This is a genomic window from Luteimonas sp. A611 (assembly GCF_054072715.1).
Map to the genome: position 1 here is coordinate 77096 of NZ_JBSVRP010000002.1, position 24706 is coordinate 101801.

19 protein-coding genes and 1 pseudogene are annotated in these 24706 nt (G+C 70.1%); 5 read left to right on the forward strand and 15 right to left on the reverse strand.

Features of this window, described 5'->3' with window-relative positions:
* The first annotated feature begins 16 nt into the window (after positions 1–16).
* Positions 17–1408 carry an adenosylmethionine--8-amino-7-oxononanoate transaminase gene (gene bioA / locus ACW5EG_RS10775; protein ID WP_457021449.1) on the forward strand — a complete coding sequence of 464 codons (1392 nt, stop codon included), beginning with the start codon at positions 17–19 and terminating at the stop codon, positions 1406–1408.
* Positions 1409–1552: 144 nt separating this feature from the next.
* The gene (locus ACW5EG_RS10780; RefSeq protein WP_457019455.1) at positions 1553–2305 is read left to right on the forward strand and encodes a 16S rRNA (uracil(1498)-N(3))-methyltransferase; all 753 of its coding nucleotides are present in this window, start codon (positions 1553–1555) and stop codon (positions 2303–2305) included.
* A 7-nt stretch (positions 2306–2312) separates the two neighbouring features.
* Here the strand turns inward: ACW5EG_RS10780 and ACW5EG_RS10785 are convergent, their stop codons facing one another.
* Genes ACW5EG_RS10785 through ACW5EG_RS10795 form a run of 3 tightly spaced genes read right to left on the reverse strand, consistent with a single transcriptional unit; the run spans position 2313 to position 6812 of the window.
* On the reverse strand, positions 2313–2777 hold the full coding sequence (locus ACW5EG_RS10785; RefSeq protein WP_457019453.1) for a chemotaxis protein CheW: 465 nt from the start codon (positions 2775–2777) through the stop codon (positions 2313–2315).
* Complete coding sequence (locus ACW5EG_RS10790) at positions 2777–4474, reverse strand: chemotaxis protein CheB (RefSeq protein ID WP_457019452.1); 1698 nt, start codon at positions 4472–4474, stop codon at positions 2777–2779. Before ACW5EG_RS10790 ends, ACW5EG_RS10785 begins: the two co-directional genes overlap by 1 nt.
* On the reverse strand, positions 4461–6812 hold the full coding sequence (locus ACW5EG_RS10795; RefSeq protein ID WP_457021796.1) for a response regulator: 2352 nt from the start codon (positions 6810–6812) through the stop codon (positions 4461–4463). Before ACW5EG_RS10795 ends, ACW5EG_RS10790 begins: the two co-directional genes overlap by 14 nt.
* Between ACW5EG_RS10795 and ACW5EG_RS10800 the strand changes: the two genes are divergently transcribed.
* Complete coding sequence (locus tag ACW5EG_RS10800; protein WP_457021798.1) at positions 6773–7978, forward strand: pentapeptide repeat-containing protein; 1206 nt, start codon at positions 6773–6775, stop codon at positions 7976–7978. The two genes, ACW5EG_RS10795 and ACW5EG_RS10800, sit on opposite strands and share 40 nt — an antisense overlap.
* 745 nt (positions 7979–8723) lie before the next feature.
* On the opposite strand, the pseudogene ACW5EG_RS10805 reads toward ACW5EG_RS10800, so the two are convergent.
* The 5 genes and pseudogenes from ACW5EG_RS10805 to pilG form a co-directional block, all read right to left on the reverse strand.
* Positions 8724–10904, reverse strand: a pseudogene (locus ACW5EG_RS10805) (Hpt domain-containing protein); the annotation flags it as partial.
* 82 nt (positions 10905–10986) lie between these two features.
* Entirely contained in the window at positions 10987–13008 is a 2022-nt protein-coding gene (locus ACW5EG_RS10810) for a methyl-accepting chemotaxis protein (protein WP_457019451.1), read from the reverse strand.
* A gap of 43 nt (positions 13009–13051) precedes the next feature.
* Entirely contained in the window at positions 13052–13591 is a 540-nt protein-coding gene (locus ACW5EG_RS10815; protein WP_457019450.1) for a chemotaxis protein CheW, read from the reverse strand.
* Positions 13588–13959: a response regulator gene (locus tag ACW5EG_RS10820; protein WP_457019448.1), complete on the reverse strand. Its 372-nt coding sequence runs from the start codon at positions 13957–13959 to the stop codon at positions 13588–13590. The genes ACW5EG_RS10815 and ACW5EG_RS10820 overlap by 4 nt, the downstream gene beginning before the upstream one ends.
* A 14-nt stretch (positions 13960–13973) precedes the next feature.
* Positions 13974–14375: a twitching motility response regulator PilG gene (pilG, locus tag ACW5EG_RS10825; RefSeq protein WP_457019447.1), complete on the reverse strand. Its 402-nt coding sequence runs from the start codon at positions 14373–14375 to the stop codon at positions 13974–13976.
* A 183-nt stretch (positions 14376–14558) separates the two neighbouring features.
* On the opposite strand from pilG, the gene gshB reads away from it, so the two are divergent.
* Positions 14559–15500: a glutathione synthase gene (gshB, locus tag ACW5EG_RS10830; protein WP_457019445.1), complete on the forward strand. Its 942-nt coding sequence runs from the start codon at positions 14559–14561 to the stop codon at positions 15498–15500.
* 33 nt (positions 15501–15533) lie between these two features.
* On the forward strand, positions 15534–16412 hold the full coding sequence (locus ACW5EG_RS10835; protein ID WP_457019444.1) for an energy transducer TonB: 879 nt from the start codon (positions 15534–15536) through the stop codon (positions 16410–16412).
* A 24-nt stretch (positions 16413–16436) separates the two neighbouring features.
* Here the strand turns inward: ACW5EG_RS10835 and lepB are convergent, their stop codons facing one another.
* From lepB to mrcB, 7 genes are all read right to left on the reverse strand, one after another.
* Positions 16437–17066: a signal peptidase I gene (gene lepB / locus ACW5EG_RS10840; protein WP_457021450.1), complete on the reverse strand. Its 630-nt coding sequence runs from the start codon at positions 17064–17066 to the stop codon at positions 16437–16439.
* Positions 17067–17122: 56 nt separating this feature from the next.
* The gene (gene tsaB, locus ACW5EG_RS10845; protein ID WP_457019442.1) at positions 17123–17818 is read right to left on the reverse strand and encodes a tRNA (adenosine(37)-N6)-threonylcarbamoyltransferase complex dimerization subunit type 1 TsaB; all 696 of its coding nucleotides are present in this window, start codon (positions 17816–17818) and stop codon (positions 17123–17125) included.
* A 58-nt stretch (positions 17819–17876) separates the two neighbouring features.
* Complete coding sequence (locus ACW5EG_RS10850; RefSeq protein ID WP_457019441.1) at positions 17877–18422, reverse strand: hypothetical protein; 546 nt, start codon at positions 18420–18422, stop codon at positions 17877–17879.
* A gap of 28 nt (positions 18423–18450) precedes the next feature.
* The gene (locus ACW5EG_RS10855; RefSeq protein ID WP_457019439.1) at positions 18451–19527 is read right to left on the reverse strand and encodes an alpha/beta hydrolase; all 1077 of its coding nucleotides are present in this window, start codon (positions 19525–19527) and stop codon (positions 18451–18453) included.
* Positions 19528–19592: 65 nt separating this feature from the next.
* Positions 19593–21641, reverse strand: coding sequence for an ATP-dependent DNA helicase (locus ACW5EG_RS10860; RefSeq protein ID WP_457021451.1), 2049 nt, complete (start codon positions 21639–21641; stop codon positions 19593–19595).
* A 1-nt stretch (position 21642) separates the two neighbouring features.
* Positions 21643–22161 carry a hypothetical protein gene (locus ACW5EG_RS10865; protein WP_457019436.1) on the reverse strand — a complete coding sequence of 173 codons (519 nt, stop codon included), beginning with the start codon at positions 22159–22161 and terminating at the stop codon, positions 21643–21645.
* Positions 22162–22166: 5 nt separating this feature from the next.
* Positions 22167–24635 (reverse strand): penicillin-binding protein 1B, encoded by a 2469-nt coding sequence (gene mrcB / locus ACW5EG_RS10870; protein ID WP_457019435.1) that lies wholly within the window; start codon positions 24633–24635, stop codon positions 22167–22169.
* Between the last annotated feature and the right edge of the window lie 71 nt (positions 24636–24706).

Consider the following 24706-nt stretch of genomic DNA (forward strand, 5'->3'; position numbering starts at 1 on the left):
GGGCAATAATGGGGGCATGTCGACTCACGATGGCTCCATTCTAGACGAGGCCGACCGCTGGCGTTCGCGCGATCTGGCCGTGCTGTGGCACCCGTGCACGCAGATGCGCGAGCATCCGGACGTGCTGCCGCTGCTGACCGTAGCGCGAGGCGACGGCGCCTGGCTGGTAGGCCACGACGGCAGCCGCACGCTCGATGCGGTGAGCAGCTGGTGGGTCAACCTGCATGGGCACGCGGAGCCGCGCATCGCCGCGGCCATCGCGCGCCAGGCCGGCACGTTGGAGCAGGTGATCCTTGCCGGCTGCTCGCACCCGCCTGCAGTCGAACTGGCCGAGCGCCTGCTGGCGATCGCCCCGCGCCAGGTCGGTCGCGCGCCACTGTCGAAGGTGTTCTACGCCGACAACGGTTCGGCCGGGATCGAAGTCGCGCTGAAGATGGCCTTCCACTGGTTCCGCAATCGCGGCGACGAACCGCGGCGCACGAAGTTCATCGCGCTGCACAACGGCTACCACGGCGAGACCATCGGCGCGCTGTCGGTTGGCGACATTCCGCTGTACCGGCGCATCTATGCACCGCTGCTGATGGCATCGGTGTTCGCGCCCTCGCCCGACGCGTATCTCGCGCGCGAAGGACAGAGCCCGGAAGCCTGCGCCGAGGATGCCGCCGATGCGCTGGCGCATCTGCTCGACGAGCACGCCGGCGAGATCTGCGCGCTGGTGCTCGAGCCGCTGGTGCAGTGCGCCGGCGGCATGCGCATGCACCATCCGGCGTACCTGCGGCGTGCGCGCGAGCTGTGCGACGTGCACGGCATCTTCCTGATCGCCGACGAGATCGCGGTCGGCTTCGGCCGCACCGGCACGATGTTCGCCTGCGAGCAGGCGGGCATCCAGCCAGACCTGCTGTGCCTGTCCAAGGGCCTGACCGGGGGCTTCCTGCCGCTGGCCGCGGTGCTTGCCACCGGCGTGATCTACGAGGGTTTCCTCGACGACTCGCGTGAGCGCGCTTTCCTGCATTCGCACAGCTACACCGGCAACCCGCTGGCCTGCGCCGCCGCACTGGCGTCGCTGGACATCTTCGAATCCGACGGCGTGCTGGCCCGCAACCGGCGCACGGCCGCGCGCATGGCGGAGCTGGCGGCGCCGCTGACCGACCATCCGCACGTGGCCGAGGTGCGGCAGACCGGGATGATCGTCGCCATCGAGCTGGCCCGGGACGGCCGCAAGGCCACCCCGTTCGATTCCGCGCGCCGCATCGGCCTGCATGCCTACCGGCATGCGCTCGAACACGGCGTGCTGCTGCGCCCACTGGGCGACGTGCTGTACTGGATGCCGCCCTACTGCATCGACGACGACCAGCTCGACCTGTTGGCCGCCGTCACACGTTCCGCGATCGAGGCGGCGACGACGTGAGGCACGGGGGGTTTTGCCACGGATTGCGCGGATGGACGCGGATCAGGAGCAAAGGCGTGTGGTTCGTGCCGCCACCATCCGCCGGCCGGGCTCACCAGTGACCGCTTTCATCCGCGTTGATCCGCGCAATCCGTGGCCAAACACATGCGCCTGACCCGAGCCCACGTCGACCTGCCCCTCACGCCCGGCGCGCGCATCAGCCTGCCCGAGGACGCCGCCACCCACCTGCTGCGTGTGCTGCGCCTGCGCGAGGGCGATGCCTGCGTGCTGTTCAACGGCGATGGGCATGACTACGACGCGCGCATCGTCGCCACCGGCAAGCGCGGTGGCGAGGTCGAGGTGGTCGGCCGGCGCGTCGTCGACAGCGAGTCGCCGCTGCGCCTCACCCTGGTCCAGGGCATTGCACGCGGCGAGAAGATGGACCTGATCCTGCAGAAGGCCACCGAACTGGGCGTGGCGCGGATCGTTCCCGTGGACGCCGAGCGCACCGAGGTGCGGCTGGAAGGTGCGCGCCTGGCCAAACGCATCGCGCACTGGCGCGGCGTGGTGGCCTCGGCCTGCGGGCAATGCGGCCGTGCGCGCGTGCCGGAGGTGGCCGACCCGGTCGACATCGCGCGCATCGCCGGCGAGGCGCCGGAGTCGACGCTCAGGCTGACCCTGGATCCGGCCGGCACGCAGACGCTGTCGACGCTGGCCGCAGCAGTGACCGTCGGCATGACCCCAGCGATCGCGCTCGCGATCGGGCCCGAAGGCGGCTGGGCGCCGCGTGATCGCGGCCACCTGCACGCGGCAGGCTACGAAGGGCTGCGTCTGGGCCCGCGGATCCTGCGTACCGAAACCGCGGGCCTGGCGGCGATCGCCGCGCTGCAGGCGCTGTACGGCGACCTGCGCGGCTGAGACAGGCTCAGGCGGCCAACGCCCCGCGCAGCGCCAGTTCGATCCCGTCGATGTCCGGGACCAGCGCGGCCTCGTCGTTGAAACGCACGCGCGCACGCACGCCTGGCGCCAGCGGCGCGCTGTCATCGGCGTCCTCAAGGCGCTCGCGCGAAACCGTCACCAGTCGCGGGAAGCCCTTGGTCAACAGGGCGAAGTACGGCATCGTCGGCTGTCCGCCGAGGGTCTTGAGCACGACCACCTTGTGGCCCAGGCCACCCTCTTCTGGGCCCTGTCCGGTGAACGGCGCGAACGCCACCAGCGGAAGCCGCCAGCCACGCCACCGGATGGTGCCCAGCAGCCAGTCCGGGGCCGCATCGACCGGATCGGGCTCGGCGTAGGACAGCACCTCGGAAATCGTGGCGTTGGGCAGCAGCAGCCGCGCGGCTCCGGTCTGGATCAGTACGGCGCGGATGTCGGAGGGGACTGAATTCATCACTGCATCCCGTTCGGATCAGGGTTGGGGCGCTCGCCCGGCGCCGACCAGCGGTCGAGCAGGATGTTGGCCAGTTGCGTCGGGCTGCCGTGTCCGGCCCCTGCATCGATCGCGGCGCGCGCGGCGGCCGGCTCGTAGCAGCCCTCGTCGGGCGTCTGGCCCAGGACCAGTCCGCCCCAGCTGCCGTCCGCCACCGCCGGCACCAGCGCTGCATCGGCGCCGCTCAGGAACAGCACCGCGCTGTCGCCTGCGGGCAGGAGCGCGGCAGGGTCGAGCGCCTGGCCGGCATCGAAGATCCAGCCCGACGCAGCAGCGCGGATACCCAGGCCTGGCGGAACGAAGTAAATGCTTCCAGGAGAGGCCATCTGACCCGCCTCGGCCACGCTCACCGGCGCCGAGGTCGCGCGCGTCATCTGCTTGACCAGCCGGTCGTAGCGACCACCGTCCAGCGGCAGCCGGATCAGGATCGGCCTGGCGAATTCGCCGGGCAACGCCGACAGCAGCTGGCGGACCGCATCGGGTCCGCCCAGGCCAGCCTCGATCAGCACCAGCCCATGCCGCGGCCTGCCATGGCCGTAGCTGTCCGGATCCACCAGCGACAGGCCGCCGGCCAGTGCATCCACGTCGAAGGATTCCGTCGGCATCCGGTGCGCGGCCGGGGCGACCGGGGCGTGGCCGTCTTCGACCAGGCTCAGGCTCGAGAAATCCACGCGCTCCGGCGATGCAGCCGGCGTCTCCGTGGCGCGCTCGTCCGGTGCGGGCACGGTCGCGCCGGTTTCATCAGCGTCGTCCGCCGCCGTCCGCGCGTGCGCGGCCAGGAACTCCTCGATCCCGGCGGGCGCGTCCTCGGCCTGGCCAACACGGCTGAAGCGCTCGGGGTCATACGACAGTCCGTCCAGCTCCATGCCATCGCCGTCGTCGAGCGACAGGGTCAGCGTGCTGAAATCAAGGCCGGCATCCGCATCTTCCTGCTGCGCAGGGTCCACGGTCTGCGCGTCGCTTCCCGACGCGAACTCCAGGGCAGACGCCGACGCATCGTCCGCCTCGATGTCCAGATCCGGCGCGCCGGTAAAGTCCAGGTCGAAGCCTGCGTCGTCCGCGGGTTTCGGCTCGCGCGCCGCCTCGACGGCGAGCTGCGGGTCCTGCCCCAGGCCGGACTCGGGATCGGTCTCGCGGTCGCGCGGTGCGGCCAGCAGGCCTTCCAGCGCGTCCTGCGGCACCTCGTCGGCGCGCTGCTGGGCCTCGTCGGTGAGCGCGACGATGGCGTCGTTGAAATCGGCGTTGACCGGGGGCGCCTGCATCGGCTCCCCGGTCAGCTGCAGGTCGTCGTCGACCTCGGCGCCGGCCGGCAGCACGTCGTTGTGCCGGTGCAGCTTGGCCGACAGGTGGCGCAGCCAGCGTGCCGCGTCCCAGCCGGTGCGCAGGGCGGCCTGCTCGGCCTCCTCGAAGATGACCATGTAGCCCGGGTCGGCCAACACATCCTCGAAGCGCTCGATCGCGTCCTCGATGGCCGGCTCCAGCGCGACCAGCACCGCCTGCGGCTGCGCCTCGCGCACCTGGGCGGGCTCGGCCTGCATCGGATCGGCCACGAGCACCAATTCGGCGCCGGCCTCGCGCAGCGCGGTGGCGATGCGTTCGCAGGCGTCGCCGGCCCTGGCCAGCAGCGCGACGCGGGGCGCGCCCTCACTCGCGGCCATGCGAGACCTTCAGCAGCTCTTGCACGTTGCGCATCAGCTCCGGCTCCTGGTACGGCTTGCCGAGGTAGCGGTCCACGCCCAGGTCGAACGCGCGCTGGCGGTGCTTCTCGCCGGTACGCGAGGTGATCATCATGATCAGCACGTCGCGCAGTCGCGGGTCGGCCTTCATGTGCTTGGCCAGCTCGTACCCGTCCATGCGCGGCATCTCGATGTCGAGCAGCATCAGATCGGGCACGCGCTCGTCCATCCGCTCCAGCGCATCGAGGCCGTCCTTCGCGGTGAGCACCTCGAGGTTGTGGCGTTCCAGCACGCGCCCGGTGACCTTGCGCATCGTCACCGAGTCGTCGACCACCATCACCAGCGGCACGCGGCGGTGCTCGATCCGGGGCTCGGGCTCCGCCTCGCGCGGGAGCACTACCTGGCGGCGCGCCAGCGGCGCGACGTCCAGGATCACCACCACGCTGCCGTCGCCCATGATGGTGGCGCCGAAGATGCCCGGGATCGAGGCGACCTGCGGACCCACCGGCTTCACCACGATCTCGCGGCTGCCGATGATCTCGTCCACCGCCACCGCGGCACGCAACTCGCCCGAACGCACCAGCAGCAGCGGCATCTGCAGGTGGCCCTCGGCGCGCGCCGGCGCGTGGCCGACGAGCTGCCCCAGGTCGTGCAGGACATAGTCCTCGCCGCCGTACGGATAGGCCACGTCGCCGGCCGCGAGCAGGTCGCGCTCGATCCGGCCAACGCCGCGCACCGATGCGATCGGCACCGCGAACTGGACCTCGCCGATGCGCACGAACACCGCCTGGGTGACGGCAAGCGTCTGCGGCAGGCGCAGGGTGAAGGCGGTGCCTTCGCCGCGGCGCGTGGCGATGTCGAGCGAGCCGCCCAACTGGCGCACCTCGCTGGCCACCACGTCCATGCCCACGCCGCGTCCGGCCAGGCGGCTGACCTCGTCGACGGTCGAGAAGCCCGGCTCGAAGATCAGCGCGTCCAGGTCGCCGTCGCCCAGGGCGATGCCGGCGCGAACCAGGCCACGATCCTCGGCGCGGCGGCGGATCGCCGCGCGGTCGAGTCCGGACCCGTCGTCACCGATCTCCAGCACGACTTCCGAACCTTCGCGACGTACCGCGATCCGGACCGTGCCTTCCTCACGCTTGCCCGCCTCGCGACGCTGCTCCGGTGTTTCGATGCCGTGCGCGACTGCATTGCGCAGCATGTGTTCCAGCGGCGCGGTCATGCGCTCGAGCACGTTGCGGTCGAGCTCGCCCTGCGAGCCGTCGAGCTTGAGCTGGACCTGCTTACCGGTTTCCGAGGCGGCCTGGCGCAGCACGCGGCGCAGGCGCGGCACCAGCGCGTCGAAGGGCACCATGCGCGTGCGCATGAGGCCTTCCTGCAGGTCGGAGCTGACCCGCGACTGCTGCAGCAGCAGCGTCTCGTACTGACTGGTCAGGTCGTCCAGGGTCTGCTGCAGGCTGGTCATGTCGGCCGCGGACTCGCCGAGCGCGCGCGAAAGCTGCTGCAGGTTCGAGAAGCGGTCGAGCTCGAGCGGATCGAAGGTCGGGTCGTCGACGTCGCTTTCGCGCTGGTAGCGGGCAATGATCTGGGCTTCGGTCTCGATGTCCAGGCGGCGCAACTGGTCGCGCAGACGCGTGTTGGTCTGCTCCATTTCGTTCATCGCCGAGCGGAACGCACCCAGCTGCTGTTCCAGGCGGGCGCGGTAGATCGCAACCTCGCCCGCGTTGTTGACCAGGCGGTCCAGCAGGTCGGCGCGGATGCGCACCTGCTCCTGCGGCGCGCGGATCGCGGCATCGTCGTCGGGCGCGGCGTCGGCAAAGGGTGTCGACAGCGGCGCCAGCACGCGCTTTGGAGCGGCGGGCGCGGCCTCGCCGGAGTCGGCTTCCAAGTCGAGCAGGGGACGACCGCGGGCCAGCGCATTGAACGCGTCGATCAGCGCATCGGGCATCGCGATCGCGCGTCGCTCGGCGACCCGCGTCACCATCGCATGCAGGCGGTCGAAGCCACCCTCCAGCAGGCCGATGCCGGTACGGTCGAGCTCGCAGCGCTGCTCCACCACGGCTTCGAGCATGGACTCCATGCCGTGGCCGAGCTCGCCGATGGTGAACACGCCGGCCATGCGCGCACCGCCCTTGAGCGTGTGCAGGTCACGCTGCAGGCCGATCAGCGGCTCGCGTGAATCGGGCGCCTCGCGCAGCTCGGCGAGCAGGCCATCGGAGTGGTCGAGCAGGTCCCCGGCTTCTTCCAGGAAGATGTCGAGCAGCTCGGTGTCGAGCCTGGATGTGTCAAATTCTTCGTCCGGGTCCGTGGTGGCCAGCACGCGCGCCAACAGCGCAGCGACGGCCGGGTCGACGCCAGACGCGAGCGCCGAACGCGGGACCTGTCCTGCCTCTTCGACCGGGTCGGCGAGGACTGCTTGCTGCCCTGCCGCAGTGTCGGCTTGGGGTTCGGGCGCCGTGGACTCGTCTTCCAGCGAAGGACCGGCCGCAGCTTCGAGGCGTTCTGCTTCGAGGCGTTCGGCTTCGAGGCGTTCTGCTTCGAGGCGTTCGGCTTCGAGGCGTTCTGCTTCGAGGCGTTCTGCTTCGAGGCGTTCGGCTTCGAGGCGTTCGGCTTCGAGGCGTTCGGCTTCGAGACCTTCGGCTTCGAGACGTTCTGCTTCGAGGCGTTCTGCTTCGAGGCGTTCTGCTTCGAGGCGCTCGGCTTCGAGGCGCTCGGCTTCGAGGCGTTCGGCTTCGAGGCGTTCGGCTTCGAGGCGTTCGGCTTCGAGGCGTTCGGCTTCGAGGCGTTCGGCTTCGAGGCGTTCGGCTTCGAGACGTTCTGCTTCGAGGCGTTCTGCTTCGAGGCGTTCTGCTTCGAGGCGTTCTGCTTCGAGGCGCTCGGTTTCGAGACGTTCGGCGTCGAGACGATCGGCTTCGGGACTGTCTGCTTCGACACCGTCGGCTGCGATGCCTTCCGCTGCGACACGTTCGGCTTCGAGGCGTGCGGCTTCAATGTATTCGGCTTCGACGCGCTCGACCTCGACGCGTTCGGCTTCGACGCGTTCGGCTTCGACGCGTTCGACCTCGACGCGTTCGACCTCGATGCGCTCGGCTTCGACGCGTTCGGCTTCGACGCGTTCGGCTTCGACGCGCTCGACCTCGGCGCGTTCGGCTTCGACGCGCTCGACCTCGGCGCGTTCGGCTTCGACGCGTTCGGCTTCGACGCGTTCGACTTCGACGCGTTCGACTTCGATGCGCTCGGCTTCGATGCGCTCGGCGTCGATGCGCTCGGCTTCGACGCGTTCGGCTTCAAGACGTTCGGCTTCGACGCGCTCAGCTTCGACGCGTTTGGCTTCGAGACGTTCGGCCTCGGCGCGTTCGGCCTCGACGCGTTCGACTTCTAGACGCTCGGCTTCGAGGCTTGCGCCGTCCATCGGCGCCGCGTCGGCGGAGCGCTCGTCCGGCGCCCACTGCGTCGACTCCGGACCGATCTGCAGGCCGGCAGTGATGAAACCGCCGTAAGCGCTGAGGTCCTCGGTGGTCAGTCGGTGCTCGGCCTCGGCGGCCGCGCGCGCATCGGCGTCGGCAGCCTCCTCCAGGCCCTGGGCGTCGACCAGCGCGGCCAGGCCACTGGCGGCCTCGGGCAGGCTGTCGCGCAGCACGACCAGCCGCGCGGCGAGTGCGTCCTGTCGTGCAAGCGCGGGCGCCGGCCGCTTCAGGATTTCGACGGTTTCCCGAACCGTTTCGGCCAGGTCCGCGATCGCATCGATGCCCTCGGGCACGGCGATCGCACGTGAAGCGAGCAGGCGCCGCGCATAGTGCTCGGCCGGGCCCAGCACGCTGTTGATGACCGGAATTTCGGTCATCGCGAACGCACCGTTCATCGTGTGCAACGCGTGCAGCAGCGGATCGCTGCCGTAGGCTTCACCTGCCCGCGCACGGGTGATCCAGCCTCCAACCGTCTGCAGGTGGCCCTGCATTTCGGCATCGAGGATTTCCAGCAACAGCGCCTCGATGCTTGCCGGCACCAGGTCGGCCGCCGGCTCCTGCGCCGCGCCGACATCGACCGATTCCGGCTCCTGCACCGGCGCAACAGCGGCAGCTTCGGTCGCAACGACCTGCGTCGCTTCGGGCGGCATGGCGTCGTCGCCCGCCGCGATCCTGTCGGCCGCGTCCTGCAGTGGCGCCAGGTCGGTGGTGAGGCTGCGCTCGCGGCGCAGCGCCGCCTGCAGCTCGGGCAACGTATAGAAGGCGCGATCGACCATCGCGATCACCGCGGCACTCGGCGGGCGCGACCGGTCGAGCACCCGGTTGAGCATGTTCTCGATCTTCCAGCTGAACTCGCCCAGCACGCGCGCGCCGACCAGCCGTCCGCTGCCCTTGAGGGTATGGAACACGCGCCGGATCGGGCGCAGCTTCTCCATGTTTTCGGGCGCGGCGCGCCATTGCGGCAGCATCGCATCGAGGTTGTCGATTTCTTCGGCGAACTCCTCGAGGAAGACCTCGCGGATTTCCTCGTCGATCTCTTCGCCCACGATCTCGAAGCCGCCGATGATCGGCGCTTCGGGTTCCGCCGGCGCTTGCACGACGGGCGAAGACGATTGCGGCGGCACTTCGACAGCAGGCAGCTGCGCTGGCACGGCCGCAGCCGCGGTCGATGCCGCATCGAACCGGGCTTCCGCGCCATCCTGCGGCGCGGCGACGACGGGCGCTTCGACCACCGACTTCACCGGTTCGGGCAGCGGCCAGTAGCCCAGCGCCTCGAGGCTGCCGCGGGCGATGTCGAGGATCTCGTCGCGGTTGCCGCGCTGTTCGCGCAATGCTTCGAGGTAGTACTCCAGGCTCGCCAGCGCGTCGGCCAGCGTGTCGAGCTGGCGGCCGTTGGGCACGCGCTGGCGCGCGATCAGTTCATGTTCGGTATAGCGGCTGACCGCGATGAGGTAGTCGGCCGGCTGCACGAGTTCCATCATGCGCAGCGCACCCGCGACCTCGTCCAGCAGGCGCGGCACGTCCGACAGCTGCTCGTGCTGCCAACTGGTTTCGACGAAGGCGACCAGCGCCTGCCGTGCCTGCACGAAGTTGGCGATCGCCTCGCGCACGATGGTGTCGACCACCTGGCGGGCTTCGCCGGCAAACAGTTCGTTGCCCGCGCCGCCATCGACGGCGTCGGCCGCACCCAGGCGCGCCACCTGGTCGTCCAGGGTGGCATCGACATAAAGCAGCGCACCGGCCACGTCCAGCAATGCGTCCTCGTTTGCGGCAACCGTGCCGTCGAGGATCGCCAGCATCGCGTCACGCTGCTGCTGCACCACCTTGCGCGCGACGCCGAGGCCGAGCATGCCGAGGGTGTCGGCGACACGGCCCAGCGTTTCGGTGTGCGGCTGCAGCGCGGCCAGGTCGTCGGACCCGGTGCGCAGGTGGAGGTCGAGCGCGTCCTTGACGTGCAGCAGGTCGTCCTTGACCGCGGCCGATACGGTGTCGAGCAGCGCGCGGTTGCGTCCGCTGATGCTGCCCTGTGCGTGTTCGAGCTCGGACTGCGTGGGCAGCGCGGCTTCCAGTTCGAAGACCTGCCTCAGCTCCTGCAGCGCCGGATGGGCGCCGTCGGGATGGTGGGCGACGTGATAGAGCAGCTGTCGCGTCGGCTCCTGGGTCACCTCGCCGCGGGCTGCGGCAAAACCGTCGCTGTCGATCAGGGCACGGCGCGCTTCACGCTCCACGCCCGAAAACACCTTGCGCAGGCCGGTCGAGATCGGCAGCGCGCCGTCTGCCAGCGCGCGCGCGACGTTCGAAGCCACCCACAGCATGCGCCGCACCGGCACCTGCCGCACGTTCGCCAGCACCGCGTCCAGCGCGGGCGCCAGTGTCGACAGCGCATTCGCCGACGTGTGCTCCTGCCACTGCGCGATCTCGCGCTGCAGCGCATCCAGCAGCGGCTGCATGTCGTCGTTGGAAGCCTTCTCCAGCCCCGATGCAATGGGCGCGGGCAACGGACGCTCCAGGTCCGGCGAGAACAGCACGCTCTCGCTGAGCACGCTCTCGCCGCGCGTGGTGCGCAGCTCGTTGAGCAGCGGCAGCAGCACGATCGGGATATCGCGGTGACCGCCCTGCAGGCGCTCGAGATAGTCGGGCAGCAGCACGATGCCGCGCAGCAGCGCGGCGCAGGCGGCGTCGCGGTCGCCGACGGTGCCGGCGTGCAGCGCCTGCGCGACCAGCTCCATTTCCTCGGCGACCATCGACGGCGCGTAGAGCTCGACCATGCGCAGCGTGCCCTGCACCTGGTGCAGGTAGCCCGCGCACAGCCGCATGCGGCCGACGTCGGCAGGATCCTCGACGTAGTCCTCGAGTTCCGCCTTGGCAAGGCGCAGCGTCTCGTCGAGCTCGGGCTTGATCCACCCCAGCGCGGTGTGTTCGAGGGCTTCGCGCAGCGCAGTCATCGCTGCACCTCGCACGTGGTCCCGGCATGCATCGGCCTGCGACCGGTCGTCGACGCGTTCATCCCGTGTCCTGGCTCCGTACTCAGACCGGCAGCTTGAAGTCGGCAACCGAGCGACGCAGGTTGGCGGCCAGCTGCGCGAGGTTTCCGATCGACTGCGCCGTCTGGTTCGCACCCTGCGAGGTCTGCGCGGTGATCGACTGGATCGTGTTCATGGTCTCGGTGATGTTGCTCGCCGCCGCCGACTGCTGCTTGGCGGCCGTCGAGATCCCGAGAATCAGGCTGGCCAGGTTGCTCGAGACGTTTTCGATCTCGCCCAGCGCGGTGCCGGCGTCCTCGGCCAGGCGCGCACCCGCGACCACTTCCGAGGTCGTCTGCTCCATCGAGCTGACCGCCTCGTTGGTGTCGCTCTGGATGGTCTGCACCAGCGTCTCGATGCGCTTGGTCGCGTTCGATGCGCGTTCCGCCAGTCGCTGCACTTCGTCGGCCACCACCGCGAACCCGCGGCCCGCCTCACCGGCGGAGGCTGCCTGGATGGCCGCGTTCAGCGCCAGGATGTTGGTCTGTTCGGAGATGTCATTGATCAGTTCGACGATCGAGCCGATTTCCTGCGAGCTTTCGCCCAGGCGCTTGATGCGCTTGGAGGTTTCCTGGATCTGGTCTCGGATCGAGTCCATGCCGGCGATCGTTTGGCGCACCACGCCCGCGCCCTTGGTCGCGATCTGCACCGAGCGCTGCGCGACGTCGGCCGATTCGGCCGAGTTGCGCGAGACCTGGTCAATGCTCGAGGCGATCTCGGTGATGCGGCTGGAGGCGGAGTTGATCTCCTGCGCCTGGTGCTCGGCGGCTTCGGCCAGGTGCATGGCGGTTGCCTGCGTTTCCTGCGCGCTGGAGGCCACCTGCGCCGAGGTGTCGTTGATCGTGCCGACCAGGTCGCGAAGGTTTTCCACCGCGAAGTTGATCGAGTCGGCGATGGCGCCGGTCATGTCCTCGGTGACCGTGGCCTTGACCGTGAGGTCGTTCTCGGCGAGCGCACCGATTTCATCCAGCAGGCGCATGATCGCCTCCTGGTTGCGGTTGTTGAGCTCCATCGTGTCTTCGTAGCGCTTGCGCTGGGCGCGGTTCAGCGACCAGAGCAGGCCGACCAGCGACAGCAGCGCGAGCAGGCCGCTGATGATGCTGATCCAGACGTTGCCCAGCACGCTCTTGTCGTTGAGCGAGCCGAACGCGGTGAATGCCGAGAACAGGTCCTGGCTGTCCGACAACAACTTGTCGGAACCGCCGGTCAGCGCGGTGGAGGCGGCCTGCGCCTGGAACAGGGCCGGCGCGTTGGCGATGATCGCGTCCAGGTCCTGCTTCATTGCCGTCCAACGCTCGGACGCCAGCCCCAGCGCGGCGACGGCACCGGCGTTGCCGAGCGCCTGCACGTTCATGCCCTGGTCGCCCTGGCGCAGGCCTTCGAGCACCTGCTCGAACACGCCCACGTCGCGCGCCAGCGCGTCGCCGGCGATCGATGCGCCGCTGCCACCCGCCTGGATCTCCGCGACGCGGCGCGCCATGTTGCCGGCCAGCACGTTCTGGCGCAGCGCGATGTAGACCTGCGAGGCGGGCGAACCGCTCGAGGACATCGCGCGCACCAACTCGTCGAGCTGGGCCTGCAGCTGCGGCACCGCCTGGCTGAAGCGGTCGGCGTTGGCGGCGAAACCGCTCACCGCCTGCTCGCTCGAGGCCACCTGCTGGGCGCTCGCCGCCAGCGGGGTCCACGTCGCCGTCACCGTCTGGATCGGCCCGGCGACACCGGTGGTCGCACCGAAGTTGGCATTGAGCTGCGCGATGTCGCGGTCGATCCGCTCCTTCGTGTCCTTGAACGCCGCGAACGAGGCGGCATCCCCGGCCACCGCCTCCCGGCCCTGGTTGGCGAGGCGCTGCGAGTTCACCTGCAGGCTCGATGCCGCGGTACTGGCACCGCCCAGCCGTGCTGCCTTCCAGCCCGCATAGCCCGTGTTGGCGCCGAAGATCACGAGCGTGGCGACCAGCGCCGCGATCCAGAAGTTGCTTCCCAGCCCGCGTCCCTTGCCGGCGACCGTATCGACTACTGTGCTCATCGTCCTACCCCTGCCCCTAGCTCTGTCTTGCTGGACGCGACCGTCAGGCCGCGGCTTGTCTGAATTCCGGCGTGCGGGTCAGCCTGCTCAGGCTGAACACGCCCCAGTCCTGCTCCGCGTGCCGGTATGCGCGCTCGATGAAGTTCACGTAGCGGCCCTGCGCGACCGGTTCGGCCTCGACCAGTTGCTCGTCGTGGAAGCTGCGCTGCCCGTACAGCTCGTCGATGGTGACCGCGACGTCGCCGTCGGGCTGGCGCACGATCAGCACGCGCTGCGCTTCATGCAGCACGGTGCGCTCGCCTTCGAGGAACTGGCGCAGGTCGACGATCGGCAGCAGGCTGCCGCGCACGTTGCCCACGCCCAGCAGCCATGCCTGCGCACCGGGCACCGGCGTGATCTGCGGCAGCGGCAGGATCTCGACCACCTCGTCGAAGGACGAGGCGAGCCTGCGATCGCCGACCCGGTAACCCACGCCGCGCCACAGGCCGGGCGCGTCGAACTGCTCCGGCAGGCCGGCGACGTGCGTCAGGCTGCGCTGCTCGTAGTCGAGCAGCATCGCGAACGGGTCGCGATGCGGATTCATCCCGCCGAGCCCAGCAGGCGGTTGACTTCGCCGATCAGCACGTCTTCCTTCACCGGCTTGACCAGGTAGCCCTTTGCGCCCTGGCGCATGCCCCAGGCCTGGTCGGTTTCCATGCCCTTGGTGCTCACGATCAGCACCGGGATCTCGCTGGTGCCGCCGTCGCGACCGAGCGCGCGGGTGGCCTGGAAGCCGTTCATGCCCGGCAGCACCACGTCCATCAGGACCAGGTCGGGCTGCTCGCGCTTGCAGGTTTCGATGCCGTCCTCGGCGCTGGACGCGGCCAGCACCTCGTGCCCGTTGCGTTCAAGCAACTGGGTGAGCACCGCCGTATCGGTCGGTGAGTCTTCAATCAACAGGATTCGAGCCACGGCGGTTCCCCCTCTCACGCCTTGACATGGGTACGGATCGCGTCGAGGAGTTCCTCGCGCGTGAATGGCTTGGTGACGTACTGCTCGGAGCCGACGATGCGGCCGCGCGCCTTGTCGAACAGGCCGTCCTTGGAGGACAGCATGATCACCGGTGTGTTCTTGAACAGCTGGTTGTTCTTGATCAGCGCGCAGGTCTGGTAGCCGTCCAGGCGCGGCATCATGATGTCGACGAAGATGATCTGCGGCTTCTGGTCGGCGATCTTGGCCAGCGCCTCGAAACCGTCGACGGCCGTGACCACGTCGGCGCCCTCGCGCTTGAGCAGCGTCTCGGCCGTGCGGCGGATCGTCTTCGAATCGTCGATGACCATCACCCGCAGGCCATCGAGGCTGCCGGTGCGGCTTTCGTGTCCCGTCATGCGTCCTTCCCCCGGCGTGCAATATCGGGCCACTGCCCGCATTGCCGCGATCGCCGTATATTCCAGCCTCCTACGATACTGTCAAGCCTTGTTGAAGAAGATTGCGCAAGTTGGCGCCGCCACGAACGAAACCGGCGCGCGGCGACTGCTAACATTTGTCAGAAAGTGCCACTGGTGGTTCATATGCAACTGAACGTCGTCGTGGTGATGGATCCGATCGGATCGATCAACACCGCAAAGGACTCGACCTTCGCCATGCTGCTGGAAGCACAGCGCCGCGGCCACGCGCTGCTGTACGTGCAGCCGGGCAGCCTTGGCATGGTTCATGGTGAAGCGCACGCGAATCTCGCGCCGTTGACGGTGCGCGATGATCCGTCCGGCTGGTATGAACTGGGACGTGCGTCACATCGTGCGCTGGGCGAAGGCGACCTGGTGCTGATGCGCAAGGATCCGCCGGTGGACGCGGACTTCATCCACGACACCCTGATCCTGAGCACGGCCCAGCGCCAGGGCGCGCAGGTGGTGAATGATCCGCGCGGACTGCGCGACATGAACGAGAAGCTGGCCGCGCTGGAGTTCCCGCAGTGCTGCCCGCCGACCTTGGTCAGCCGCGAGGCCGCCAGGCTCAAGGCCTTCGTCGCCGAACACGGCGAGGCGGTGCTCAAGCCGCTGGACGGCATGGGCGGGCGCTCGATTTTCCGCGCAAGTGCTGGCGACACCAATCTCAACGTGATCCTGGAAACCCTCACCGAGGATGGACGCCACCTGGCGATGGCGCAGCGCTACCTGCCCGAGATCGTGGATGGCGACAAGCGCATCCTGCTGATCGATGGCGTGCCGGTCGACTACTGCCTGGCGCGCATTCCGCAGGGCGACGAGTTCCGCGGCAACCTCGCCGCCGGCGGTCGCGGCGAGGGCCGCCCGCTGGGCGAACGCGACCGCTGGATCGCCGCCCAGGTCGGGCCGGAGGTGAAGCGTCGCGGCATGCGCTTTGTCGGCCTGGACGTGATCGGCGACTGGCTGACCGAAGTCAACGTCACCAGCCCGACCTGCATCCGCGAGCTGGACAAGGAGTTCGGGCTGAACATCGCAGGGATGCTGTTCGACGCGCTGGAGCGTGGCTAGGGTCACGCCCATCCCCCGCCTCGCCGTCCACCCATGTCCAGCCTCGCCCTTCCACCACCTCCCGTCATCGGCGAACGCGAACGCCTGAGCGCGACGCTGGTGCTGTCGCTGCTGCTGCACGGCATGCTGGTGCTGGGCGTGGGCTTCGCGCTTGACGACGTCGCGCCGCTGCCGCCCACGCTGGACGTGATCATCACCGAGACCACCAGCCCGCTGACCCAGGCGCAGGCCGACTTCCTGGCCCAGGCCAGCAACCAGGGCGGTGGCGAGCACGAGCGCAGCACGCGGCCACGCGATGACCAGGCCGGCCTGGTCGCGCAGGCCGAGTCGGGGGTGACGCCGGTCGAAATGCGCGCGCAATCGCCTTCAGCACAGCCGCCGCCGCAGGCACGCGTGGTCGCCAGCCAGCGCGGTGAGGCGCCGTCGCCGACCGCGGATGCGCGCCCGCAGGCCGACGACAGCGCGCTGCCGCGCGGTCGCGAAAGGATCGAGCGCGATCTGTCGATGGCGCGGCTGGCCGCGGAAATCCACCTGCGCTCGGAGCGCTACGCCAAGCGGCCCAAACGCAAGTTCGTCTCGGCCAGCACCCAGGAGTGGGCCTATGCCGGCTACCTGCGCGACTGGGTGGACCGGGTGCAGCGCGTGGGCAACCTCAACTACCCGGACGAGGCGCGCCGGCGGCAGCTGTCGGGCGAACTGGTGATCAGCGTGGCGATCCGCCGCGACGGCTCAGTCGAGCGCGCCGACATCCTGCGCTCCAGCGGCATCAGGCTGCTCGACGATGCCGCGCTGCGGATCGCCCGGCTTGCCGAACCGTATCCGCCGCTGCCGCAGACCGAGGAGGCGGTGGACGTCCTGCACGTGACGCGTACCTGGCAGTTCCTGCCGGGCGGCGAACTGCTGGACGATTGAGGGGCAATCAGGGGTTCGCAGGCCCTACAACGGCTTCCACACCGGCCCCTGCCCGCGTCGCCAGTACACCCCCAGCGCCTTGCCGTAGAACGTTTGCTCCGGCACGAGGCCGAAGTAGCGTCCGTCGGCGCTGGCACCGCGGTGATCGCCCAGTACCAGCACCATTCCCTCGGGAATCTTGTCCGGGGCGATGTCCGGGCCGCCGCCGTCAGCAAGATCGAGCCGGACCATGCGCCGGCCAATCCGTTCGACGGGCACGTCGTCAGCGTGCGAGAGCGGGCGCCCGTCGACGTACAGCCGCCCGTCCGCCAATGCCACCGTCTGCCCGCCCACGGCGACCACGCGCTTGATCAGGCGGGTGCCGTCGACCGGCGACTTGAACACCACCACCTCGCCCGGTGCGGGACGGCCGCGACCCAGCAGCTCGATCGCGGTGAAAGGCACGCGCAGGCCATAGGCGCTCATGTCCACGACGACGCGGTCGCCCGGCACCAGCGTCGGCATCATCGAGCCGCTGGGCACCTGGTAGTGGTTGGCGAAGGACGAACGGGCCAGCACCAGCAGGGCGATCATCAGCAGCAGCGGCGGCAGTTCCCTGCGCAGCCAGTGCCGCAGGCTGCCGGTGTCGTCGCTGGTCCGGGTGCTGGTGCGCATGGCGTGTCTCCCTCCTGGTCCGGAAGCCTGACCGCCGGCGGGGCCGCAGGTTCCCCTCAGCTGCGCGCGTCGCGCAGCGCCTGCTGTTCGCGCGTGGTCAAAGCGACGTTGTCGCGCAGGTAGGCGGGTTCGAGTCGCTCCGGCGCGATGCCCTCGCCGCGCGCGAGCGCCAGCGCAGCCAGCCGGGCGACATCGCCGGCGCGCGGCAGTGCGGACGCGTCCACGCCGGCAAGCGTGCCGCCCAGCCGCTCGCGCAGCGCACCGCCCGCGGCGTCGAAACCGGTGCCCACCCCCTGCCAGCCTTCGCCCGCGGGCAGGTCGGCAAGATCCGGGCGCACCACCAGTTCTTCGGCCAGCGACAGCACTTCGCCGTCGCGGCGCTCGAACACGCCCAGGTAGACCTCGCCCATGCGCGCGTCGATCGCGGCCACGACCCGGTCGCCGATGGCGCCTGCGGCCAGCGCCGCCAGGGTCGATACGGGCAGCACCGGCCGGTCCAGCGCCAGCGCGATCCCCTGCGCCAGCGCGACGGCCAGGCGCACGCCGGTGAACGCGCCCGGGCCGCGCCCGACGGCGATGGCGTCAAGCTGCGATTTCGCCACGCCGGCTTCGCCCAGCAGCACCTCAGCCCAAGGCAGCGCCAGTTCGGCGTGGCGCCGGGGCGCGAGTTCGAATCGTTCAAGCACCTCGCCGTCGACGTAGACGGCAACGGAGCAGGCTTCGGTGGCGGTCTCGAAGGCGAGCAGTTTCATCGCGACATGGTAGCGGGCCGCCGTGCTTGCGGCAGGCGGGACCGCTCGCGACGATCGCTCAGGGCGCGGGCACCTGGATCTCGCCAAAGGCGACCTTGCCCTCGGGCGACTGCAGGCAGGGGGTGTTGAAGAACGCGGCGAGATACGCCTCCGGCGCGGGCTGGAAGCCCGAATCCAGGGTGTAGGTGTTGCCGCTGGCCGGATCGATGGCAGTGAGGTTGACGCCGCCGCTGTCGAGACGGCGGAAGCGCGTGATCTCCCAACCCTGCGCCTGCCAGCGCGCGTGCGCGGCCTCGATCTGCCTGGCGATGTCGTTGCCGGGGGCCAGGCCGCGCAGGCCGACCCAGATGTAGAACAGGTCGTCGGCGGTTTCGCCTTGCTGGCCCTCGCAGCGGTTGGCGCGAACCTCCATCGATTCGCGCTGGATCGTCAGCCCGGCCAGGGCTTGCTCGACATCGGGCAGGAATCCGGCGGCGGCCTGTTGCGGCGTCTTGTGCTGCATGCGGTCGGTGTCCTTGGCGCCGGCGCAGCCGGCAAGCAGCAGGCACGCCAGCGCGCCCGCGATGGGGAGACGACGCCTTGCAGGTGCGGATCCGGTCTCCATGGTCCCGAGCATAGCGCCGGGCGCGTGATCAGCCGACCCGCCGACCGACCGTATCCACCTGGTCGTAGTTGCCGGTCAGGATGTAGGCCTGGTTGCGCAGCGACTCGGTGCCGGTGTTCCAGTAGTCGCTGTGGCCGGACGCGCCCTCGGTGGTGATGCGCTGGCCGCCAAAGCTCCAGTCGACCGGGCTGTTGCCGTGCACTTCGGTGTAGGTGACCACGTCGTCGCTGGCTGCGCCGGCCCAGAAATGGTCCGAATCGATGTGCATGTCGCTGACGTCGTCGACCAGCGGGCCGTCGAACCAGCCCTGCCGCTCGGAGGCCTCGTAGCCCATGCCGGGGCTGCCCATGGCGATGATGTCGTCGACCGCCAGGCCCTCGCCCGCCAGCGCATCGGCGGTACCGACGACGGTCGAGCCGTAGGAATGGCCGATCATGGTGACCCGCGCATCGGGGCCCTGGTGGGATTCGCGCAGGCCGAAGCTGAAATCGCGCAGGTCGCCCGCGCCGTCCTTCGCGTAGCCGGCGCCGAGCGCGTCGGGAAAGATCGAATCGGGCGCGTCGTAGCCGAGCCAGACGATGGTGGAGGTTTCGCCGGAGCCCGGGATGATCTCGGCCTGCGCCTGCAGGTCGGCCATGCGGTCTAGGTTGCCGCCGATGCCGGCCACGTCGGAGCTGGTGCCGGGCACGAAGATCGCCACGTTGTCGGCGGTGTCGGGATTGCTGATCGCCACGATCGCCTGCGCGTCGGCGCCGTCGGCGGCCGGCTGGAAGCCCAGCAGCAGCAGGCGGTCGCTGGCCGGGCCGGACTGCGAGGTCTCGACCCGGTCGAGCAGCGCCTGCGAAGCCTGGCGGTCCGTGCCGCCGGCGGCGTCCTGGCGCAGCGCGGCGAGGTTGGCTTCGTGCCGCACCTCGGAGGGCAGTCCGTCGAGGTTGCCGACCAGCGCGCCATGAGTGGACAGGTAGTTGGCCTGCTCCTGCGCCGAAAGATCGCCCCACCATTGCGCGTTTTCGCGCGCGCTGCCGGCGGGCGGGAGGCCGGCCGGGCAGGCGTTGGGCGGCGGCAGGTCGAGCTGGGTGGATACCGGGCCTATGGTCGGGCTCATGCGGCGCTCCGGACGTCAACGGGGAAACTGCGCCAAGCCTGCGCGATGCGACGGTCGCGAAACAGCTAGGGCGTACCCTTGGCCGGCACCGCGGCGGGTGCGAAGAAGCCCTGCACGTCGTCGACGCTGCGGGTCGTGGCGAACGGCGGCAGCGAATCGAGGAAGGTTTCGCCGTAGGACTTCTGCGTCAGCCGCGGATCGCACAGCACCAGCACGCCGCGATCGCTCTCGGTGCGGATCAGGCGGCCGACGCCCTGCTTGAGCGCGATCACCGCCTGCGGCAGCTGCTCATCCCGGAACGGGTTGCCGCCGGCGCGGCGGATCGCCTGCAGCCGGGCCTCGAACACGGGGTCGTCCGGCGCGGCGAACGGCAGCTTGTCGATCACCACCACGCTCAGCGCCTCGCCGGCCACGTCCACGCCCTCGCGGAAGCTGGCCGCGCCCAGCAGCACGCCGTTGCCGGACTCGCGGAAGCGCTGCAGCAGCACGTGGCGCGGCGCATCGCCCTGCACGAACAGCGGCCACTCGCCCTCCTCGCGCAGCAGTTCGGCCGCTTCGCGCAGCGCGCGGTGCGAGGCGAACAGGACGAAAGCGCGGCCGCCCGAGGCCTGCAGCACGGGGCGGATGGCCTCGATCACCGCCCAGGTGTAGTCGCGATCGGCCGGCTGCGGCATGCGCGTGGGCAGGTAGCACAGCGCCTGCTGCGGCCAATTGAAGGGGCTGGGCACGAGCAGGGTCTCGGGATCGTCCAGGCCCAGTCGCGTGGCCAGGTGGCCGAAGTTGCCGTCGACCGCCAGCGTGGCCGAAGTGAACACCCAGGCCGCGTGCGACTGCTCGCGATGCGTGCGCAGCGGGCCGGACACGTCCAGCGGCGTGCGCTGCAGGCGGAAGCCGCGCGGCGAGAGTTCGTACCAGCGCACGTCGTCGGAAGAACCGGGGTCAGAATCGACTTTTCCCTCAATGCCGGCAGTTGCCGCCGAATCAGGAGGAAAAGCCGACTCTGACCCCGGTTTTCCCACCCAGCGCGCCAGCCTTGAGGCGTTTTCCTGCGCGCGCGCATGGCAGGCGTCGAAACCGGGCGAGGATTCGCGCAGCGGCGCAAGCGCATCGCGCAGCGTCGAAACGGCGGCGGACACCGCCTCCAGGCCGCTATCGAACGCGGGCCAGTGCAGCGCTCGATCGCGGGTGCCGCGGTTGGGCAGGCCTTCCATCGTGGCGCGCAGCGCACGCGTGGCGTGTTCGAGTTCGCGCACCGGCTGCTGCAGCACGGCGAGCGCGCCGGGCTGGTCCTTGCACTCGCCCAATGCATCACGCGCCAGTTCCACCAGCGGTCGCGCCGACAGGCTTTCGCCAAAGAACTGCGCGGCCAGCTCCGGCAGCTGGTGCGCCTCGTCCACGACGAAGGCCTGCGCGCCTGGCAGGATCTCGCCGAATCCTTCCTGCTTGAGCGCCAGGTCGGCCAGCAGCAGGTGGTGGTTGACCACCACCAGGTCGGCCGACTGCGCGCGCTGGCGCGCCTGCACCACGAAGCATTCGTTCCACATCGGGCATTCGCTGCCCAGGCAGTTGTCGGCGGTCGAGGTGACCATCGGCAGCAGCGGCGAGTCCTCGGGCAGCGCCTCGAGTTCGGCCAGGTCGCCCATCCGCGTGCGCCCGCTCCAGGCCACGATGCGCTGGAACTGGCCGATCTGTTCGCGGGTGCTGAAGCGTGGTTCGCCCTTCGCGTGCTCCAGCCGGTAGTGGCACAGGTAGTTGGCGCGGCCCTTGAGCAGCGCGGTCTTCAGGCCGGTGCCGAGCGCATCGCGCACGCGCGGCAGGTCGCGGTGATAAAGCTGGTCCTGCAGCGCGCGCGTGCCGGTGGACACGATCGCCTTCTGCCCCGACAGCAACAGCGGCACCAGGTAGGCGAAGGTCTTGCCAGTGCCTGTGCCGGCCTCGGCCAGCAGGGTGCCGCGCTGGTCGAGCGCGCCGGCCACGACTGCGGCCAGGCGCTGCTGCGCATCGCGCACGACAAACGCCGGGATGCGCTCGGCCAGCAGCCCACCTTCGGCCAAGGCCGCGACACTGCGCCTGGCCAGCGCGCTCGCCGGGGTGGTGCTCTGCGTCGCGGACATCTCAGAAACGATTCGGCCCCTCGACCCTGCAGCCCTCGACCTGGGCGCGGGCCGAGGCGGCGCCTTCCGCATCGCCGTCCACCAGCCGCACCTGCCCGATCGTGGCCCAGTGGCGCCGGCACAGCGGCCCGACCTGCGCGCCCAAGGCGAAGGCGCGTTCGGCGAGCTGGCCGGCGCGTTCGAAATCGCGCTGCAACAGCGCGGCTTCGGCGCGCTCCTGCAGCAGGGCCGGATCGTCGGCGATGATGGCCAGCGCACGGTCGAGCTCGGCCGCGGCCTCGTCGTAGCGGCCCTGCGCGCGCGCGCGCTGCGCCTGCTCGCGCAAGTCCTCGACCGTCGCATCGCGCAGCGGCTGCACCGCCAGCTCACCCTCGCCGCTGCCGGCGGCGGCATCGATGGCGGCCACCATCTCCTCGGGCGTGGCCGCGGTCAGGGACACCGGGCCAGGCTCGGGCGGCGTGCTCGCGCAGCCGGCGACCAGGACGGCGGCAAGCGCCGCGAGGGCGTGGATGGGTTTCATGCGTGCTACTCGCTGGGCGGGGGAATCGGCTGTGGCGGGGCCGGCTGCGCAGGCGCAGGCGGCGCCTGCGCCTGCGGCGCGGGCTCGGGCTGCGGCTCGCGGCGGCCAATCCCGAACCACTCACGCCAGCCGCGTCGCTCAGACTGACCGTCCTCGCCTTCCTGCGCTGGATCGGCAAACGGGTCGGTTGGCATGAACGAAGCGCAGGGTTCGAACGGCGGGGCGAATCCGGACACGAAGGCGAAGCGGCGCGCGCCGGGGCATTCGGCATCGGTGGCATTGGACTGCAGCACCCACTGCCAGTCCAGTCCTTCGCCGCCCACGCGCAGCGCGGCGCTTGGCAGGTGCTTGAACAGGCCCGACCAGATCCGCATCGCACCGGTGGCGCCGTACAGGCCAGTCTGTTCGTTCTGGTCGTTGCCCACCCAGGCCACGGCGAGGTGATCGCCGGTCCAGCCAGCGAACCAGCTGTCGCGGCCGTCGTTGCTGGTACCCGTCTTACCGGCGGCGTTGAGCCTGCCGAGGCCGTCGTTGACCAGCTGGCGGCCCGTGCCCGAACTCACCGCGTGCTGCAGCGCCAGGGTCACCAGGCGCGCGGCGATGGCGTCGCCCTCGGTGGCCGGTGCGGGGTCCTTGTCGTAGCGCTTGACCACGTTGCCTTCGGGATCGAGCACGCCGCGCACCGCGTGCAGCGGCTGGATCTCGCCACCCGAGGCCAGGAACTGGTAGAGCTGCGCCATCGCGTACGGGCTCTGGTCGACCGAGCCCAGGATCAGCGCCGGGTTGGGGTCGGCCTGGATCCCGGCCAGCGTCGCCAGCAGATCGGCCAGTCGGCGCGGATCGACCTGCATGCCGATACGCACGGTGGCCTGGTTGTAGGAGCGCGCCAGCGCGTCGATCGTGCGCACCGTGCCGTGGCTGCGCCCGTCGGAGTTGCCCGGCGTCCAGCGTTTGCCGTTGTCGAGGGTGACGGTGACCGGCGAATCGTCCACCCAGGTCGCCAGCGACCAGTTGCGCGGGCTGGCCAGCGCCAGCAGGTAGACGAAGGGCTTGAGCAGCGAACCCACCGGGCGCCGCGCCTCGATCGCACGGTTGAAGCCGTGCACGGTCGGCGTGCCGCTGCCGACCACCGCCACCACCTCGCCATCGTGCACGTCGGTGAGGACTAGCCCGGCCTCGAGCGGCGGGCGCTTGCCCGTCTGCAGGGCCTTGAGCGTGCGCGTCACCGAAGCCTCGGCATACGCCTGCGCCGAAGGCGACATGCCGGTCATCACGCTCAGGCCCGCGCCCTGCAGCGCATCGGCCGGGTAGTCGCGCGCCAGTTGCCGGCGCACCAGGTCGACGTAGGCGGGGAAGCGGTTGGCCGCGACGCTGCCGGGCGAGCTGGTGATGCCCAGCGGCGCGGCCACGGCGCGGTCGTGCGCCTGCTGGTCGATCAGCCCGGTCTCGAGCATGTTGGCCAGCACGAAGTCGCGGCGCTCCTTCGCCCGCTCTGGATTGCGCCGCGGATCGTAGTGCGACGGTCCGCGCACCATGCCCACCAGCAACGCGATCTGCTCGGTCTCCAGGTCTTCCAGCCGGCGGCCGAACCAGAACTCGGCGCCCGCGGCCATACCGTGGATCGCCTGCGCGCCGCGCTGGCCGAGGTAGACCTGGTTGAGGTAGGCCTCCAGGATCGTGCCCTTGTCGTAGCGCGCCTCCATCAGCAGCGCGTACAGGATCTCGTTGAACTTGCGGCTCCAGGTCTGCTCGCGGCCGATGCCGAGCAGGCCGCTGCGCGCCAGCTGCTGGGTCAAGGTGCTCGCGCCCTGGCGCTTCTGGCCCGAGCGCAGGTTGACCCAGGCCGCGCGCGCCATGCCGCTGAAGTCGATGCCGATGTGGTGGGCGAAATCGCGGTCCTCGACCGCCTGCAGGGTGTCGGTGAGCAGCCCGGGCACGTCCTCGACCCGCACCAGCCGCCGCTCCTCCTGCTTCTGGCCGTAGAGGGTCGCGATGCGCGCCGCGTCCAGCCGCGCCGACTTGATCGCGCGCTTGCCGGCCACGTCCTTCAGCGCACCCACGCGCCCGCCCGAGACCGTCGCCTCGATGCGGCTCGGGCCGACCTCGCCGACGACGTCGCGAAAGCCGCGGCTGGCAATCGTCCAGCGGCCGCCATCGCGCACATAGGTCCCCGCGCGCACGCCATCGCCTTCCCGATAGGACGCCGCATCGAGCTCGGTCTTGAGCGTCTGCGCGTCCATCGCCAGGCCCGGCGCCAACCGCAGCGGCCGCGCATACACGCGCGTAGGCACCTGCCAGCGCAACTCGCCGAAGCGCTCGCTGATCTGGTGGTTGAGATAGAACGTGTACGGGACCAGGAAGCCGATTCCCAGGCCGATCGCGGCCAGCATCCAGGTGACCAGCCGGCGGCGCCAATCGCCTGCTGGCGGGCGTGCGTCGCCTTGTTCGTCTTCGTCGTATTCGATACGGGCCATGGGCTCCTCGTGCCTGCCCCTGCGGGCGGCCGGGGATGCGAGAATAGTGTCTTTCGAGTCTAGCGTAGCGC

Bases quoted from the DNA above. Each gene is read 5' to 3' on its own strand.
- ACW5EG_RS10835 (WP_457019444.1), top strand. From the start codon at position 15,534: ATGTCCAGCCTCGCCCTTCCACCACCTCCCGTCATCGGCGAACGCGAA.
- bioA (WP_457021449.1), top strand. From the start codon at position 17: ATGTCGACTCACGATGGCTCCATTCTAGACGAGGCCGACCGCTGGCGT.
- ACW5EG_RS10780 (WP_457019455.1), top strand. From the start codon at position 1,553: ATGCGCCTGACCCGAGCCCACGTCGACCTGCCCCTCACGCCCGGCGCG.
- mrcB (WP_457019435.1), bottom strand. From the start codon at position 24,635: ATGGCCCGTATCGAATACGACGAAGACGAACAAGGCGACGCACGCCCG.
- ACW5EG_RS10855 (WP_457019439.1), bottom strand. From the start codon at position 19,527: ATGAGCCCGACCATAGGCCCGGTATCCACCCAGCTCGACCTGCCGCCG.
- lepB (WP_457021450.1), bottom strand. From the start codon at position 17,066: ATGCGCACCAGCACCCGGACCAGCGACGACACCGGCAGCCTGCGGCAC.
- tsaB (WP_457019442.1), bottom strand. From the start codon at position 17,818: ATGAAACTGCTCGCCTTCGAGACCGCCACCGAAGCCTGCTCCGTTGCC.
- ACW5EG_RS10815 (WP_457019450.1), bottom strand. From the start codon at position 13,591: ATGAATCCGCATCGCGACCCGTTCGCGATGCTGCTCGACTACGAGCAG.
- ACW5EG_RS10790 (WP_457019452.1), bottom strand. From the start codon at position 4,474: ATGGCCGCGAGTGAGGGCGCGCCCCGCGTCGCGCTGCTGGCCAGGGCC.
- ACW5EG_RS10785 (WP_457019453.1), bottom strand. From the start codon at position 2,777: ATGAATTCAGTCCCCTCCGACATCCGCGCCGTACTGATCCAGACCGGA.
- ACW5EG_RS10850 (WP_457019441.1), bottom strand. From the start codon at position 18,422: ATGGAGACCGGATCCGCACCTGCAAGGCGTCGTCTCCCCATCGCGGGC.
- ACW5EG_RS10800 (WP_457021798.1), top strand. From the start codon at position 6,773: ATGTGTCAAATTCTTCGTCCGGGTCCGTGGTGGCCAGCACGCGCGCCA.
- ACW5EG_RS10860 (WP_457021451.1), bottom strand. From the start codon at position 21,641: ATGTCCGCGACGCAGAGCACCACCCCGGCGAGCGCGCTGGCCAGGCGC.
- pilG (WP_457019447.1), bottom strand. From the start codon at position 14,375: ATGACGGGACACGAAAGCCGCACCGGCAGCCTCGATGGCCTGCGGGTG.
- ACW5EG_RS10865 (WP_457019436.1), bottom strand. From the start codon at position 22,161: ATGAAACCCATCCACGCCCTCGCGGCGCTTGCCGCCGTCCTGGTCGCC.
- gshB (WP_457019445.1), top strand. From the start codon at position 14,559: ATGCAACTGAACGTCGTCGTGGTGATGGATCCGATCGGATCGATCAAC.
- ACW5EG_RS10810 (WP_457019451.1), bottom strand. From the start codon at position 13,008: ATGAGCACAGTAGTCGATACGGTCGCCGGCAAGGGACGCGGGCTGGGA.